The sequence below is a fragment of the bacterium genome, assembly GCA_018812485.1.
Lineage (GTDB): Bacteria > JAHJDO01 > JAHJDO01 > JAHJDO01 > JAHJDO01 > JAHJDO01.
In genome coordinates this window covers 40,726-57,961 of the sequence record JAHJDO010000062.1, presented here as the reverse complement: position 1 = coordinate 57,961, position 17,236 = coordinate 40,726, and the positions used below count along the sequence as shown (strand labels likewise).

The 17,236-nt window shown below is 41.6% G+C and carries 12 protein-coding genes and 1 pseudogene; 2 read left to right on the top strand and 11 right to left on the bottom strand.

The genetic code is table 11. From position 1 onward, the window contains the following. Positions 1–135: 135 nt before the first annotated feature. A pseudogene (locus KKC91_05045) lies at positions 136–645 on the top strand (family 43 glycosylhydrolase). A gap of 274 nt (positions 646–919) precedes the next feature. Next, positions 920–2,497, top strand: coding sequence for an NAD(P)/FAD-dependent oxidoreductase (locus KKC91_05040; protein ID MBU0477913.1), 1,578 nt, complete (start codon positions 920–922; stop codon positions 2,495–2,497). On the opposite strand, the gene KKC91_05035 is transcribed toward KKC91_05040, so the two are convergent. From KKC91_05035 to KKC91_04985, 11 genes are all read right to left on the bottom strand, one after another. Then, a complete protein-coding gene (locus tag KKC91_05035; protein MBU0477912.1) occupies positions 2,483–4,969 on the bottom strand; it encodes a lipid biosynthesis B12-binding/radical SAM protein in 2,487 nt (828 codons plus the stop codon). The genes KKC91_05040 and KKC91_05035 overlap by 15 nt on opposite strands. Further along, positions 4,966–6,213, bottom strand: coding sequence for a radical SAM protein (locus KKC91_05030; protein MBU0477911.1), 1,248 nt, complete (start codon positions 6,211–6,213; stop codon positions 4,966–4,968). Before KKC91_05030 ends, KKC91_05035 begins: the two co-directional genes overlap by 4 nt. A 53-nt stretch (positions 6,214–6,266) precedes the next feature. Beyond that, complete coding sequence (locus KKC91_05025; protein MBU0477910.1) at positions 6,267–7,670, bottom strand: TolC family protein; 1,404 nt, start codon at positions 7,668–7,670, stop codon at positions 6,267–6,269. Then, positions 7,667–10,777: an efflux RND transporter permease subunit gene (locus KKC91_05020; protein ID MBU0477909.1), complete on the bottom strand. Its 3,111-nt coding sequence runs from the start codon at positions 10,775–10,777 to the stop codon at positions 7,667–7,669. The genes KKC91_05025 and KKC91_05020 overlap by 4 nt, the downstream gene beginning before the upstream one ends. Before the next feature lie 168 nt (positions 10,778–10,945). Continuing rightward, entirely contained in the window at positions 10,946–11,521 is a 576-nt protein-coding gene (locus KKC91_05015; GenBank protein ID MBU0477908.1) for a hypothetical protein, read from the bottom strand. Between the two features lie 2 nt (positions 11,522–11,523). After that, positions 11,524–12,687, bottom strand: a complete 1,164-nt coding sequence (locus KKC91_05010) for a beta-ketoacyl-[acyl-carrier-protein] synthase family protein (GenBank protein ID MBU0477907.1) — start codon at positions 12,685–12,687, stop codon at positions 11,524–11,526. Next, entirely contained in the window at positions 12,674–13,060 is a 387-nt protein-coding gene (locus KKC91_05005; GenBank protein ID MBU0477906.1) for a hypothetical protein, read from the bottom strand. Before KKC91_05005 ends, KKC91_05010 begins: the two co-directional genes overlap by 14 nt. Then, positions 13,057–13,746, bottom strand: a complete 690-nt coding sequence (locus KKC91_05000) for a hypothetical protein (GenBank protein ID MBU0477905.1) — start codon at positions 13,744–13,746, stop codon at positions 13,057–13,059. The genes KKC91_05005 and KKC91_05000 overlap by 4 nt, the downstream gene beginning before the upstream one ends. Beyond that, positions 13,722–16,079, bottom strand: coding sequence for an MMPL family transporter (locus tag KKC91_04995; protein MBU0477904.1), 2,358 nt, complete (start codon positions 16,077–16,079; stop codon positions 13,722–13,724). The genes KKC91_05000 and KKC91_04995 overlap by 25 nt, the downstream gene beginning before the upstream one ends. Further along, positions 16,072–16,713, bottom strand: a complete 642-nt coding sequence (locus KKC91_04990; protein ID MBU0477903.1) for an outer membrane lipoprotein carrier protein LolA — start codon at positions 16,711–16,713, stop codon at positions 16,072–16,074. The genes KKC91_04995 and KKC91_04990 overlap by 8 nt, the downstream gene beginning before the upstream one ends. 162 nt (positions 16,714–16,875) lie before the next feature. Continuing rightward, positions 16,876–17,160 (bottom strand): hypothetical protein, encoded by a 285-nt coding sequence (locus tag KKC91_04985; protein ID MBU0477902.1) that lies wholly within the window; start codon positions 17,158–17,160, stop codon positions 16,876–16,878. Positions 17,161–17,236 lie beyond the last annotated feature (76 nt).

Sequence of the window (17,236 nt, the reverse complement as noted above, 5' to 3'; positions counted from 1 at the left end):
ATCATTCCCGCTTGTCTCAAAAACCGACAGCGATCACGCCTGACCACTCTCGAAATCATGGAAACTCAATGTGATCCAATACTCGAAATTGAGAAACCCATAATCAGAAAATGCATCGCTTAACTTAACACGTATGCCCCAGAGGGGCCCTATGTCGATGCCCTTGGGCGCCCGCTCGTCGACTCATTCGATCCGACCGTGTACATAGAGAATGACGGTACGCCCTACATTATTTACGGCATGCACGACTATCGGATCGCGCGCCTTAAAGACTCGATGGTCGAACTTGACGAAGAGCCACGGGTAATCTCGCTGGATCGCAAAGGCGTGTTCCCCAACACCGATAAGAACTCACTGCATAAACGCAACGGCATCTACTATCTGAGCTGCTCCGGGTATTACGCTACGTCACGGGAACTCTACGGCCCCTATGAGCACCAGGGTCTCGTCGGCACGGGTTGGCAACTTGAAACAGGCTATGCCCACGGCGATTTCTTCACATGGAAGGGTGAGTGGTATCATGTTTGGTGTAAATACCGCGACCTCAGCCGCGACCGGATTCGGGACTGCTTCATCGCCCCGGTGACGTACAGCCCGAACGGTTCGATGCGTGACGATCTGGACTTACTGAAGGGCCAAGCGTGAGTCAAGGCACTGCACTAACCCGCATTCTCACACTTCTTCGTTGTGAGAGCGTGGGCGAGATTCAGGGAACTGCGAACAAGGCAGTGCACCGGACGTCCTGACGGGCACCGGTGACCTTTGACGTTCAGCTTTTTTCACATAGAAATCTTAACAGATTATTTTTCTCTTTTCAATTGCCTAAGAACAAAGTAGTTCGCTTATTTTAACTTGATATTGTTGAAGCTTTTCTTTAGAGTAATATCTAATTTTATTATAAAAACAGAAGATGATACAGGTGAATAATCAAGTCCCTGACAGGTGTGATGTTGTAATCATCGGGGCAGGGGCAGGTGGACTCACCGCAGCAGGGTTTCTCTCAAAGGCGGGTCTTCAAACAGTAGTTCTTGAGACTCAGCCGCAGCCGGGGGGATACCTGGCAGGTTTTCAGCGGCAGGGCTTTCAGTTCAACACTTCCATCCAATGGCTCAATCAATGCGGTCCCGGCGGATTCGTCTACAACATCTGGCGTCATTTAGGTGGCGAGTTTCCAACCTGCGCGCCATTGACTCGCATACACAGATATAAAAGCGATTCGTTCGACTATTTGCTGAGTTCCAATCCTATTGAGTTACAGGATTGTCTTATCAAGGACTTTCCGGATGATGAGAGCGGTATCAGATCTTTTTTCAAGGATGGGAAAAGACTGGGACAGCGGCTGAATGTCCTAAACAGCAGGACAATGGCGAAAGAGACCATGCCATTCTTTGAAAGAGCTATTCGCAGCTTGCAAATGCTGTTTTGGGCAATTCCGATTTTCAAACACGTGAGGAGCCCTGTCGAGAAAGGGCTGCGCCGCTATTTCAGTACGGAGGGTGCTCAAAAGATATTCTGCAGTCAAGAATCCTTTATGTCCGTTATGGTGCCTATCGCTTGGGCATTCGCCGGGAATTTTCAGACTTGTCCCAAAGGAGGAAGTCGCACACTGGCTTTATGGTTGTGTGACAGAATCAGGTCTGCCGGGTCGAAAGTATTGCTGAACCAGCACGTGGAAAGAGTGCTGTTGAACGACAGAAAAGAAGCGACCGGTGTATTACTGGCAGACGGAAGTTCCCTGAGCGCTCGATACGTGATTGCAGCCTGCGACGTACAGATGCTTTATGAAAAGATGCTGCCGGAGAGCTGCATTCCGGCACGAATGCGAAAAGCACTGCATAATGCCGATATTTATCATTCCAGCTTCAGCATATTTCTGGGACTGGATTGCGATGCTTCTTCTTTGGGGTTCGGAGAAGAAGTATTGAATCTTACCATGAGCGATGTATCACGTGAAGATCACATGAGTGGTGACGCACATCGCACGATCATGATCGTCATCGCGCCTTCAGTTCGTGATCCTTCTCTGGCACCGAAAGACAAGGGAACCGTTATGATACACTGTCCGGCGTATCTTGATTACGAAGACAACTGGAGAACCGGCGAGGGGCTGGCAAGGGGCGAGACCTACAAAGCATTGAAAAGAAAGTTTGCCGACATTCTGCTGGACCGGATTGAGAAAACTTTCGCTCCCGGGCTGAGGGAGCACATAGAGGTGATGGAGATTGCAACACCTGTAACATATTGGAGATATACGGGCAACACCAAGGGAAGCATTTCAGGGGTTAAACCAACTGGAAGAAATATCAGAGCCGGTGTAGCACGTTACAAAACGCCTGTGAAGAATTTATTGTTGGGAGGTCATTGTGCGGAATATGGCGGGGGTGTTCCAATGGCTGTAAAGGCCGGTGCGAATGCCAGTCTCATCGTTATGAAAGACATGAAAAGAGCGGCTTACGATGAACTGAAAGACGTCATAAACGGCTCAGCTTTTCTGTAATGCTTTTGCTGTAAAAAAAATACTTGTCCCTATAATGACTGCCAATACAGGCGCAACTATAAGGGATCCGAGCAGCCACTCAAACAACCTGTCGGGGAATTGTTTAAAAATGACATCCATGGAAACATCGGTTAACCAGCGGCCGTGCCGCATATAGTACCCAAGTTCAATGCAGACTGCAGGAACGAAAGGCGGCGTGCATAAATTCTGTATGGTTACAGCCATCACTTTGTTCAAATGCAAGCGCGCTGTCACATAAATAATCACCAGTGTATGAATTGCGATAAGAGGCAGTACAGCAAGAAAGATCCCAACTCCTGCTGATACAGCTAATCCAGAGGAACTTGCATTCTCTTTTAGCAGCATCTTCAGTAATTTAATAGGATGGCGAAGCATGCTCAGGTCGATTTTTTTTGCAGTTTCAAAAACTAGTTTCCTGTGTGGAATCGGCAAAAGGCATCTGCCTACTAATCGAGTATGCATACAAGAAATACGCATATTATCCACAAATGGTTTGAAATTCGAAATACGGGATTGAGGTTCAGGATACCATGCATCAATCTCAATTGTCTTCAAATGCAGCCCCGCCCATACTGCCCTTGCCAGAACTTCAGTTTCAAAATCATAATGGGAGCCTGTTAACTTCATTTGTGAAAGGTACTGCACCGGATACGAGCGAAACCCGCTCTGACAATCTTCAATTAAAACACCTGTTTCTACACGCAGCCAGAAATTAGCAATCATTCTTCCAAAATGACTCTTACGGGGAACATGTTTCCCATGAAGTTTTCTGCATCCAATAACAATATTTGTTTCATCTTTTTGAAGCAAAGGAATGAACTTCTCCAAATCCTGCGGATAGTGCTGCCCGTCTGCATCAATTGTAATCATAAAGCGCCCGCCTTGAGCTTTAACATACCTTAACGCAGTAAGAATTGCTTTGCCTTTGCCAAGATTTTTCTCGTGCCTGAGCACAATAATATCAGTGTCAACAAATAAAGCAGATACATTAATGTCATTACTGCCGTCATCAACAACAACTATATGCTGCAAATAGGAACGGCAGGACAAAGCAACGTCTTTCACAGTACCCTTGTTATTAAATACAGGGATAACACACCAGATATGCTCTTTTTTATCCCCGGTAATAAGCATATCCCACATAGGGCCTGAATATCCAAGTTTGTGAAGAAACTGTAAAGTAGTGTCCCCTGCATCCGGAGGGAAAATACAATGTTTAATGCCGGAGAATGCTTTAGTTAATGTCTCCTTTAGCCACTGTTTATCAATGTTTGGAGAAATATAATAAACAGACTTCAGTAAATCCTGACCATTGGAAAGAATCCCTTCTTTAAGCGCTATGTGCTCAAGACCAGTACCAGGAAGAATCCGTATCCCCATAAAGATAAAAGATACTGCCTTTCTCAGACTTTTGATATTTTCTATTCCTTCCAGCACTGTTTCTCGCGTCTCGCCCGGACAACCAAACATATAATAATGCGCTGTGGCAATACCAGAGCGGACAAAGGAGTCATTACACTCAATAATGTCCTTAAATAAGAATGACTTGCCAAGTCTACGAAGCGTTGTATCGGTCGGCGCATCAGATCCAAGCTCTGCTGCTTTCAGCCCGGTCTGTTTCATTAGCGCTGTAATCTCATCATCCAGCTTTTCCGGCTTGAAAAATGCAGTCCAAGGGATAGACACCCCTCTTTTCGCCATTTCTCGAACTACATCAAGATAATGTTTTTGGTCATCATTAAAAACCGAATCAGTAAAAAATATATATTTTGCCTTGTGCGTATCAGTCAGCATCTGAATATCATCAACAACTGCCTGAGGATCCCTGCAGCGAATACTCGTGCCTTCTAAAATGGGATACGCACAATATACGCAGTTATGTGTACATCCCCGCTTTGTCTGCACAGATCCAATACTCCCTCTTTTTAGATAAAACTCCATAATCTTTGGATCATAATATGCAGAGGGAATTTCTTCGCCTTTTAGGCTGGAGCTGGGCTGTATGCAGTGTTCTTTTGGATAAACGCCTTTTTCAGCATTTGCAATAAATTCAAGCATTAGAGCCTCTCCTTCTCCGACAATTCCATAATCAGCGCCAACCTCACGCAGGATTGCTTCCGGCATAATAGAAAATCCTGCGCCGCCCAGCACTACTGGCACACTGGTTTGTGTGCGGACCATTTTCACAATATCCCTCGCAACATCAATATAGCGCTGTTCACTTAAGAAGTTCACATTATCTATATTGCGAATTGATACACCTATAATGTCGGGAGTACTGTCTTTGATTACCCTGCAAAGTGCCTCCATGGACTTATTACTCTGAAGAAAATCAAACTGATATACCTTATGCCCAGCGTTACTCAAAGCAGCTGCAACCATACTCAAGCCAAGCGGATAAATAGGATACGGAGTACTGGCAATATTAGAAGCAATCAGCAGGATTTTCATGGCCACGCTCGATTAGCATTCAATCTGGCTCTTTTATAAGTCCCATCTTTTTTTTCTTTTTCAATAACTTTAAGAAACAGTTTTGCCATCTTTATTTCCCTGCTGCAGTCAGAGTAAAAGGTTTCCCACGCATAGTGATACATGCTTTGCAAAGAGTCCACAGTCATTTTTGCCGGTTTAAACACAACTTCCCCTGTTGTGTACTGAATCCAGTTATTATGAAGGATCCTGTTTTCTTTTTCCAGCTGGGCTCTGATCGGTGCATGAGGAAATGGAGTAAGGATAGTAAATTCGGCAAGGTCAAGATCTATCTCAAGAAGAAAATCAACTAATCTCTTTATGTAATCTTCATCATGATAATCCAACCCGAGAATAACTGTCCCTTCAACCCCAATGCCATGTTCCTGCAGCCGCTTGACTCTTCTGCGAATATGATCTGAGGTATCTATTATTGCCTGATATACATACCAACATCCTGCTTTAGCGGCTAGCGTCAATATTTCGTCATCATCCTTTATGGGATGAGATATCCATTTCTTTTTTAACGGAGCAATTGCCTTAAACAGTTCTCTCTCCCATTCATCGTTCTGCGCCATAGAATTATCAACAAAAAACAGGCGGTTATTGTCAATACTTTCCAGTTCCCTCACTACTGCATCAATAGGACGCGGTCTGAATTTGCGCCCTCCCAAATATGGTGTGCAGCAAGGAAAACAATTAAATCGGCATCCTCTGGACGCATGCACCAGATCAACCATCTGTACGCCGCGAAAATTATATAATTCACTCTTCAGAATGCTGCGTCTGGCAGTGCCAATTATGTTCATATCCGGAAAATTATGGAAAAAATCATACATCTTTTCCATACGTCCTTTCTTAAAATCATCAATAACCTTATCAATCCTGCCTTCAGCCTCTCCCAAAAAAACACTATCAGCGTGAGATATTGTCTCTTCCGCATGAAGCATTGTTGCAATGCCGCCAAACACCACCTTCTTACCATGAGCTCGATACCAATCGCTAATTTCCCATGCGCGGGGCATCTGGCATGTCAGCATAACTGAGAGCACAATCAAGTCTGCATCTTCAGAAAAATCAAGTTTCTCAACATTCTCATCACAAAAAGATATTTCAATATCATCACTTACCGTTGCTGCAAAACACACAGGACCATGAGGAGGCAGATTAAATTCCGTCTGATCCATTAGTTTCGGCCATGTGGGATATATTAGTTTTATCTTCATGTTACGTCATTCATCCTGATTGCCCACTCTTATTTCTTTAATAAACTTGAATCCTAATTGTTAAGCTCTTTTGCTTCGTCTTTGGTGATCAAATTATCGGTTAAGCGCATCCATTCAATAATCAACTTGCGTAATTGGATGATATGATTAATTTTGTTGAACTTATTATCTTCTAGTTCATTTATCTGATCAATAAAGTCATTTAAAGTTACTTTTCCGTATGAATAATTTCTAGTTTCATCTCTTACAATATCTTCGGCTAAGCGTATTTTCTTATCCGCGATAGTGATCAATTCTTTTTCCCGTACTATCGCGTCGTAAATATTCTTTAATTTTGTACGCAGGCCGGCATAGGTCCCCTGATTAGATAATTGCTGTTTCCGGAGAGCGATCTTGGAAAGCTTATGTTGCGCGCGTTCTTTCTGCCCAATAATCGGCCACTCCACCTCAACCTTGCCATAGGCTGTCCTTGTATCTTGCCGCAGATCATACTCTTCTCCTTCCACCAAATAGCCAATTTTTAGCTCAATTGAAGGTAGAAGCTTATCAGCATCTCTATCCACTTGAAGCAAGCTCTTTTCTCCAAGCAAAGAAAGCACCTGATAAGTTCTGCTCTCTCGGCAAAACCGAGCGTAGCCATCATTAAAATCAACTGCGATATTGTCGTAGTCGCAAGGATCCTGGGGACTAAGCCGCGCCTCTTCTTTATAGCGCATCGCCTGCTTAACGATATTTAAATACTGTTCATACTGATTCTCAAGGGAAATCAAATTTTCTTTTTTCACTAGCACCTGTAATTTAACTTTATTCACATCAATCGCAAGAGCAATATGGCTGCTCTGGCGCTGTTTAATGTTTTCCAGCAATTTCATATTTTCGTTATAGGAATTTTGAGCCGTTTCAACATTTTTGTAAGCTGAAAACCAATCAAGATATGTCTGAATAAGCGTTGCTAAATAATCCTCATAGGCCTCAACAATCTGATGCTTAGCTACCTCAGTTTCAACGCCAATGATTTTACTCAAAAGACGGGTATCCCTGCCAAAGGCATTTTCAGCGATCGGCTGTGAAATATAAGCATCTATTTCTGAGGTAACCGGAGTAGACGATGATGGGTCAGATGAAGTATAGTCAGCGGTAATCGCAGTTCCTAGATAAGGGAATAATTTGCTTAACGACAAAGAGTTATCCACCTCGCTCTCATCGATATCAAGATAAGCATTATACTGACTAGCAACAGAAAGCACTAAATCTCCCGCAGGAATCTTCAGCGCTTTTTGATACTTGAGATTAAGCTGGTCAATAAGGATCTTTTGAAATACGGTATCATTCGCGTATGCCTCTTTAATGAATCCCTTAAGCGAAATATCGCGGGCTGAAACATCCTGAGAATACGCCGCGTGTCTCTCGATAAATAGAAAGAAAACAATAAAGAAAATTAATAGTATTTTTTTCACAGCTTTCCTAATTTAACCTGAATTTCTTTAATCACGCTATACATACAAGGAACTAAAATAAGCGTGATCACGGTACTGAAAATCAAACCCCAGCAAAGAGCAAGCATCATCTCCGCCAGCATAGCGTCATATCCGGTAAATCCATAGGCAGTAGGAAGAAGCCCGGCAACGGTCGTAAGCGTAGTCAATACTATCGCTCTTAACCTGGTTTTCGCTATCGAAGAGATCCGCTCATTTAAACCCGCCCTCCCCTTAGTGCTATCAAAAGTCTTCTCTAACTTTACCAGCATGATTATAGCATCATTAACCACGACACCTGCCAATCCGATCACGCCAATGGCCGCGAAGAAACCAAACAAGACTTTACCATGCAGCCAGAAGGCCAGTACTACCCCAACAATACCAAAAGGGATCGCCAGCAGAATAATAATCGGCTTCAATAATGAATTCAATATTAAAACAAGGATAATATATATGAGCAATATTGCCATAATTATGGAACTGGCAAAATCCCCCTTACTCTCACGCGTATCCTTAACTTCCCCTTCGAAATTAAGCAAAAGCGTAGGGTGCTTAGATAATATGTTAGGGAACTCTCTATCTTCAAGCTGCTCAGCTATTTCAACAGGCGTCAGGCCGGCTCCTTTTTTGATATCAGCAAAGATAGTTGTAATCCTTTTTGAGTCTTTTCTTTCAATAGAATTCGGCGTGACAGTCTGTTTAACATCCACTATATCTCTTAAAGGGACCAAGTATTTGCCCGCATTCTCTATAGGAATATCAAGAACACGCTCAATATCAGCCTTGGCCTGCTCAATAATAGTAAATCGAACATCTATATCTTCATCGCCTTGCAGTATTTCATAAATAACCGTTCCTTCAAGCGCCGCTCTAAGAGTGGAAGAAACATCACTCGGGGTTATGGATAAACGCTTGATCTTTTCACGATTAAGACTGATCTTGTATTCCTGATTATCTAAAGGCTTCTCTATTTCAACATTCTCAAGCGCCGGATGCTTTTTCATTATGCTGGCAAGCTCTTGAGCGACCGTGTCTCTTACCTGATCATCATTCTCCTGAACGATCAGCTCTATCGGGCTCCCTGACGCGTGCCCCCATCGGCTCTTTGTGACTTGTATATCTTTAAGGCCTTTAATATCTGCGAAGCTCTTCTCCCACTCCCTAATTATCTGATCAGCTGATTTTCTACGCTTCTCTTTCGGCAGAATTTCAACACCCATTTGAAATTTATTCTCCTGTACCGCTCTGCCCCACCTGCTCCTGGCTATCTGCGTCTTGAAACCTATAACTTCTTTCCCAAGGTAAGACTCGATCACCTCCTCAACCTGCATGGTAAGCTTAGCAGTTTCATATTTATCCGCCTGCTCACCAGCCTCGCCGGTTAAAGAAATCTCCCTGGTCTCCTCACGCGGAAACATAACATACTTCATCTTTGTCTTAACGATATACCCTGAGAAAATAAGCAGCAAGACAAAAACTAAAAATATACGCCATTTAAAAGAAAGAAGCTTATTTAAGAGTTTAGCATATTTATCTTCTATTCTATTAAACCAGTGCTCTTCGGTCTGGCGAAATGTTTTTTTCTTGAATACCGAAAGATTTAGGTGCATATGCCCGGGAAGGATAAATAATGATTCAAAAAGGCTCGCTCCAAGCATAAAAAATATGACCGGCGGGATAAAGACAAGCATCTTACCAAAGCGGCCCTGAAAGAAAAAAAGAGGAACAAAAGCGACACAAGTAGTTAAAATACTCGCCACCACCGGAATAAAAACAAACGCGGTCCCCTTGATTGCGGCTTGCTCAGACGGCACCCCTTCCAGGCGCAGACGAGTAATATTCTCAGAAACCACAATAGCGTCATCGACGATCATACCTAAAACTATGATCACTGCGGCAAGAGTTATATTGTTAATCGTGTAACCGTACATAAACAAACAAATCATCGCGAAACAAAACGTAAAGGGAATACCCATCGCTACCCAGATGGCTGCTCTGAAATTCAAAAAGATGAAAAGTGCAATCAGTATCAATATAAATCCTAATAAACCATTTGTCATAACAATAGATAATCTGTTTTTCAAATCCACAGATGCATCATCCAGCGCAATAAGCTCAATTTTCGTGTCCTTGAGGTTATTATCGTGAAAAGTCTTAATTTGTTTTTTTACCGCCTCAAGCGCCTCAAGTATACCGTAAGAACTGTTTTTAACCACTCTGATGACTACGCCTTCATGGCCATTAACTTTAAGTATTGAATCATTCTTTTTAAAGCTATGATTAATATCGGCTACATCTTTGAGCCTGACAAATTGACCATCAAAACCGCCTTGTATTACAAAATTTTCTAATTTTTCGACTGTATCAAGCTCAGAGAGCAATGTTACTTTCGGCTCATCCTTTGCTTCTATGCTCCCGGCAGGCTGACGGATATGACTGTTCTTGACTTCCTGCATCACAGTATTAAAAGGAATATCAAATTCCTTTAATTTTTCCGGTTTAATCATTATCTGGATCTCTTCCTGAAGATAGCCGGATTTTTCTATACTGTTGACTTCAGGCAAGTTCAAAAGCTGCTGCTCAAGGGTATACACATATTGCTGCAGACGTTTGCGTGAGCCATTATCAAGAAGGTGTTGCTGGGTATCAATTAATACTATATCAATGATCGCCATTTTGGAGGTCTTCCAGACATGCACCTCCGGCTCATCAACCACATCATCAGGCAGATTCACCTCGAGCACCGCGTTTTTTACTTCCATCAGGGCTTCATCAAGATTAGGATAACCCTTCTCAAAATCAATACTTATGTTAGTGCTCCCATCACTGATAGTACTGGTAACCCGATAAACACCATCAAGCCCTTTTACCTGCTCTTCCAGCGGCTTGGTAAGAAAATGCTCGATTTCCTCGGCAGTTGCGCCAGGATAGCGCGCTACTACGTTGGCGTGATCAAATTCAATATCAGGCATCTCCTCTTTCCCGGTATTGTTCCAGGCAATAATCCCACCCAGAAAAATAGTAATAAATATTAAATTTGCAAGTAAATGTCGTTTCAGGAAAAAACTGATTATTTTCTCTATCATCTCAATTCTATTTTTGACCTATTTATTTGTCCTTGCTTTAAAATCTTCTCCCAGTCATTCTCCTTTAATATTACCATAGCTCAAATTGCTTAAAATCTCAATAAAATAGGCAAAAGTATTATACTCCACCATTCTCAAACCATAAAGGGGAAAGGATGAACTGCGTATTTATTTGGAAGAAGAGTCATCTTCCCCGCTCAGAACAAAACATACAGCCTTCTTTTCATCTACTTTCATAGCCAGCACTGTTGATGCCTCTTTGCGGGATATTATGCCTTCTACATATTGCAGTAAGGAAGAAACCTGTTTTTGTGGAAACATGATATACAGCAATGGACACTGAAATCCAAAGTGAATTGCTGCTTCTGCCAGAGAGCTTGATGGAAGTGTATAGATAAAAAGATTACCACGCGCAAGTTTTCTGCCTGTCTGCACATAATCTTTGAAATAATTAAGATTGGATCTTAGACATCCATCAGTATTTGTGCCGATAATTCCAATATCCTGTTTGCGTTTTTCGGAATACTTTACTCCTGCATCATGCAGTGCCAGAGCGCCTGCACAGCAAGCCATTTTTGAAGTCATGTCAAATCTTCCGAAATTCTTCACAGGATACAAAAATATCGATTCATTCTGCAGCTTTGAATGCAGGGACTTTATATCAGTATAACCTCTGCATACTGCCTTTTTCACACAGCCATATTTTTTTTTACTAATCCAGCCAATACCTGAAATAACTATCATAACTACTGCCTATTCCCTTTTTTCAATACCAATGCGGAATTCACTCCGCCAAAACCAGCATTAATAGAAATAGTTACAGGGTTGTCAAATGAGTCCGGCTCAGTGGAGACCCAGCCCTCAGCTTCATCATCAGCAACGAGCAGATTAACTGTAGGAGGAACAAGTTTTTCTCTTAACGAGCGCAATGCCACAATTGTTTCCACCAGACCTGCCGCTCCCATTGTATGGCCTATTCCTCCCTTAATGGAATATGTTGGAAGAGCTCCGGAGGCAAAAACAGATTTAAACGCCTTCATTTCCATAGCGTCATTATACATAGTTCCAGTGCCATGCGCAGCTATGCATCCTACAGCATCCTCAGAAATATCTGCTGATCGCATGGCTTTACGCATAGCCAGCGCCAGTCCGCTTCCATCTCTGGACGGACCGGTCATATGATTAGCATCATTTGTCAGTCCCCAACCGGCTATTTCTCCAATAATAGACCTTTCTTCTTGAATAGCTCTTTCTTTACTCATAACCAGAACAAATCCTGCTGCTTCGCCAAGACTTAGACCGCTTCTGTTTTTATCAAAAGGCCGCGCTGTATCTTTATCTAATGCCATCAAAGAAGAAAACCCGGCAAAAACAAATTCACTTACAATATCACAGGCAACTATCAGCACACAGTCATGCTCTTTACTACGGATCATTGCTCCTGCCTGCGCAATTGCGCTGCTTGAAGAAGTACATGCTGCAGATACAATAATCCCGGGCGCTTTTATTCCGCTCAAACATTGTACCTTCTCCAACAAATATCCTGGTGCGCTTTCGTCCGCATTATCTTTGGCATTAAGAACCTGTTTCTCCAGAATATCTATTTCGCCTGTTGTGGTTGCTAAAATTAAAAGAGCGTCTTTTGGAATAATAGCAGACGCTTTCTCTAGCAACGGCTTCAGCATCTGCATTACCAGAGAATCACTTTGACCAGTCTTGAGTTCAGCGATTGTAGCCGCTTTTTTTGTTTGAAATACATCTGTATCAAAACGGTCTAATGGATTTATTGCGGTCTTCCCGGATAAAAGCCCATTCCAGCACGCATCAATGCCCAAGCCGTAAGGAGTTATGAGGTCACAGGCAACAACAACTGCCTCTGGCGCATGCATATTAGTTCTACTGTGTTTCATTTTTAAAACTTACCTTCAGTTGCAGTTCAGCAACTTTTTTATCCTGACTGGTTACTGATGCTTTTATGAGTGCTTCGCCGTTGCTTTCTGTTTGCTTACTGTAATTAAAAACAATTTCTTCTTCGGGGGAAACTGGTGAAAGGAATTTTGCCAGAACAATTTCCTTCAGTCTGACATTCCCCTTTTCCCATGCCTGAAGCATTACTATAACCGCCTGTATTTTACAAACACCCGGTAGAACAGGTTTGTCTGGAAAATGCCCCTGAAACCCAATGAACTCTGCGGGAAAAAGAAAGCGCGCAGTTACTTCCCCTTTCTTAGTTTCAGCTAAATCAAACATGCATTGTTTTATCTCCTGCATAAGTTTATTCATGTTTGAATCTCCTTCAATCGCACAGTTAGCTGATAGTTGTATTTATGATGTCTGAGCATAATGCCTGATGGATATAGTTTTCCGTTCTTTCTGCGATACTCATAATAAAAAACACTCCAGATTCTTCGCCACCCTTTATAATACCGTTTTTCAACTAAGAGATTGTCAGCGCCGGCAAATATGTATTCCATTACACCTGTTTCTGAAGGCTGCCTGAAAACAATCTTCTTTTTCTTTTTATATATTTTAGCTTCAGGATCAGGAATAGAGTCAAAATAAATTCTTCTGATATCATCTGCCACTGCTTGGGCAAAATTGCCGGGGAAAGAAGCTCCTTCAAAAGCGAACTTGCATTCAACGCTATTATCATTTCCGGCTAACTCAAATAACTTAATACCTGCATGATTAAGACAGACAATTTTGAAAAGCTTTTGAAGAGAATCAATATCAGTGTAGCCAATAGCAGAGAACTTATGCCGCCTATACTGAAAAACAATTGTGCTAACTATCTTAAATTTTCGAGGAAGTGTACTGGCAAATTGTTCCCGAATTGCTGCAGGCTGCACTTTGCTGACCGAAACATATTGAACCTTTTTAAACGGAACACTGCTGCACCCTGTACTGCACAATCCAACTAATCCTGCAAACAGCAAATATAACGCTATGCTTTTTTTGGTTTTTGCCATAATCTATACATTGAGGGAATAACCAATAGCGCTGAAATATACCCTCCTGATACTCCTATTACAAGTGTTATCCCAATAGAAAACAATACCGGATGCAGAGCAAACAAAAGCGCACCTGCCCCAATAACTGTTGTGAGAGCTGACAATGAAACTGCCATGCGCGTTCCTGTTTTTAAATTATATTCACAAGTATAAACCATGAATATCCCATAGTCAATGCAGAGACCAATAACAATTATCCCGGCAATAACACAAGGAGCATTTAGAGATAACCCCAGTACAGGAATGATCCCTAATATCAATAGAATGCCTGTGATAACCGGAATCAGGGCAAGCACAGTTAGCCGTATGTTTCTTAGCAATAAACAGGTTAATATCAGAATTAACAGCCCAGCAATTACCGATAAAAAAATAACTTCTGAAGAAACTGCCTGAGAAAGTATGCTGGAAAAAGCATTTCTGGATACTAAGAATGTCCTCGGATAACGGCTGATTATTGCGTTCAGCGTCTTAACACATTTATCCTTATCCGGAAAAAATGATAACACCTGATATTCATCTGCTTTCTTCAGTACAAATCGTTCTTTTAACTGGTCAAAGAAAGTAAGCCCCTCAGGTGTATTTTTAATAACCTTTTCAGTATAGAGATTTTTAAAAAACGGGGAAAATGCATCATCGGAAAAATGATATGCCTGACCATGCTCTTGGAGAAGCTCTTTCAATTTTGTTTCTCTTCCTTCTCTCCAGAACTTGTTCCAGCGCGCAGAGTTTGCTATTCGTGCTTGATTTGACAGCCACAATTCTGCAAAACTTGAAAAAATTTTTTCTCCTATTTCATTTACTGCTTCGGTGTAAATGCGCTCATTACACTGAAGCGCTTCTTCCAAATTTTCCCCCGATATCACTAAGATTGCTGGTTTATCCGCGCCTCCCCACACATTATGGAATTCCTGTTCAGTCTGTATAATCTCTTGTTTACTCCCATCCAATTGACTAATATCGCTATTAAATTCTACCTGCCACGATAGAGCTATTGCAGCAATTATAATCACTCCCCAGCAGGCAACACATATCCGATCGAAAACCTGCGAGTGCATAGAACTTCTTTGTTTGAGTATAGCAGGAAGCTCCATGTAATGCTTCCCGGTTAAAAGATAGGGTAAGACAAACAAGGCACAGATAAGACAGAGAATAATACTGATGATTGAGAAAAGGGCGAGCTGATGATACCCCTGAACACTGGAAAAGAAGAATGCAGCAAAAACACCTATTGTAGTTAATGCAGCAATTATTACCGGTTTTATTATTTTCTTAACTGCATCAGGCCGGCCAGCTCCTGTGCGTACGGCCAGATAAACGTGAATCCCATAATCTACAGCAATGCCGGCAATAACAGCTCCCATACCAATAATAAAATATGACAACTTTCCAAGAACAATAGCTGAGAGATTTATGGAAACAAGAACTGATATCAGAGGTATAAGAAAGATAAGAATTGCCCTTATATCCCTGAATATGAACAGGAATAATAAGAGAAAGGCAACTGAGGCAATAGTCAATGTCAGGAGAATATCCCTTTTTATTACATCTTCATTGCTGATTGTATGAATGTGACCAGCTATGATATCAGCTGAAACAAATTCAGGTAGAGACTCTAACTGTTTATGCAGATACGCCACCAGCTTTTTGGAGCCGAATCCATCAGTAAGACGTACAGGAGTTTTAAGAATAAGCATAGCATTTCTGCCGTTCTGACTGATAAAATGTCCATCCCTAATCTTAACCTTATATCCTAATGAACTGGAAAGCTTTCCTATATTAGCAAGAAATCCGGATTTTATCCCAAGCGGGTCAGAGCGAATGAACGGCATTACAAATCCACTGCCAGGAGTCAGTAATTGCTGATAGTTTCTGCTTAAGCTCGTTTTTACTCCTTCAGGGGTTATCTGTCTATCAATTTTGGAGAGAGCCTGTTCGTTGAGCAGCTGCGGAACATACCTCATAAATAAATGCATCTCCTGCACTAGATCTGCTTTGGAAATGCCGCTTATTACATCTGTTATCAGAGGCGGCTTTAAAGCCTTTTCTAATTGGTCAACAGCCTGAATAAGGTCTTGAGTTGTATATTTTGAAGATTTCAGTTTTAGAGAAAGAATAACCTTATCCGAAAGATTTGAGTCTCTGAGAAAACGCATACTGCGAAGAATCTCAGGATTCGCAGGAAGCATTAGTTCAATGTTATTATCAAAAGAAATAAACCTGAGACCAATCGCTGCAAAAATGATTATGCCTGCTGCAAGCACGGATATAAGACGTTTCCGTTTATCAGCCACGCGGTTTGACCTCCCATGCTGCATCATCGATCGGAGTATTCAGCATGGTGTCATTAAACCTGAGAAGCGTAGAATCGCCTGTTTTCTCATTTATGTATATCTCGTGGATATAGCGTTCATCCTCTCTGAATACAATCCTTACATAGTTGATAATATTATAAGCCATTGTATTTTCGCGCGGCGTGAATTTAAGAGAAACCGGGTTTTGCCCGAGTACTGTTATATTGTATTCTTCCAGTAATGGCATATATATGCCTGAAAGCCACTTTCTCATTTGCCCGACAACGGTTTGAAACGCAGGATTATCCTTCATACTTACCTTCTGAACCTGGTCTATATCTTCATCCCACTGGGAAATAATATCATCCCTTATAACCATGGAATACCGAGTTGGCTCTTCAGTATGCCATGCAAAAAGATCCGGCTTTTTAAGAAATATTTTGCCCTTCAAAATAATCTCTCTATCAAAGATCGCCAGCTTTTTCTCCTGAACAAAATCAGTTTGCAAAGTTTTTATCTCCGACATCTTCACCTCAAGTCTACTGAGCACATCCTCTACACTCTGCTCAGTGTAAGCATTAAGCGAGACTAGAGACATACATAATGCGATTAGTATTATTGTGATTTTATTCATAGTTGCTCCAAACATAATTTCAAAACCTGATTTGTAATTATACTAGGATTTTGTATATTTTACACGGGATGTTTTTGTTGATCATATTTGGCTGAACGTTAAAGCTCACTTGCCCGCTATTGCGGGTCAAGTGCAGCGCGTTGTTAGGAGTCTTATTTTGTATTATTTCACAACAACAAATATAGTAGTTGCCGCAGCAATAATTGCAGCGATAGCAGCAATCCATGCTGCATTTTTTGCACTACTTGCTATACGGAGTTGTTCTAAAGCTGCTGCTTTATTGCGAGAAGAAGAAAGATTAATTCGTTCTTCATCTTTTATGCGGAGCCATTCATAAACAATAGGAATTTTCTCTTCTCCGTATACTCCTTGTGCAAGTTTTATTCTTACTTGTGATTCACCAGTATTTTCTAATATTGGAAACAATACTTTCGGGTCTATTGACATATTTTATTTTCTCCTAACAATTAATATATGGAATCCATATTTTCTCGATTCCTCATTATAAAACTATCTAAAATAT

Coding starts and splice junctions, on each gene's coding strand:
- KKC91_05035 (MBU0477912.1), bottom strand. CDS start 4,969: ATGAAAATCCTGCTGATTGCTTCTAATATTGCCAGTACTCCGTATCCT.
- KKC91_05030 (MBU0477911.1), bottom strand. CDS start 6,213: ATGAAGATAAAACTAATATATCCCACATGGCCGAAACTAATGGATCAG.
- KKC91_05020 (MBU0477909.1), bottom strand. CDS start 10,777: ATGATAGAGAAAATAATCAGTTTTTTCCTGAAACGACATTTACTTGCA.
- KKC91_05015 (MBU0477908.1), bottom strand. CDS start 11,521: ATGATAGTTATTTCAGGTATTGGCTGGATTAGTAAAAAAAAATATGGC.
- KKC91_05010 (MBU0477907.1), bottom strand. CDS start 12,687: ATGAAACACAGTAGAACTAATATGCATGCGCCAGAGGCAGTTGTTGTT.
- KKC91_05005 (MBU0477906.1), bottom strand. CDS start 13,060: ATGAATAAACTTATGCAGGAGATAAAACAATGCATGTTTGATTTAGCT.
- KKC91_05000 (MBU0477905.1), bottom strand. CDS start 13,746: ATGGCAAAAACCAAAAAAAGCATAGCGTTATATTTGCTGTTTGCAGGA.
- KKC91_04990 (MBU0477903.1), bottom strand. CDS start 16,713: ATGAATAAAATCACAATAATACTAATCGCATTATGTATGTCTCTAGTC.
- KKC91_04985 (MBU0477902.1), bottom strand. CDS start 17,160: ATGTCAATAGACCCGAAAGTATTGTTTCCAATATTAGAAAATACTGGT.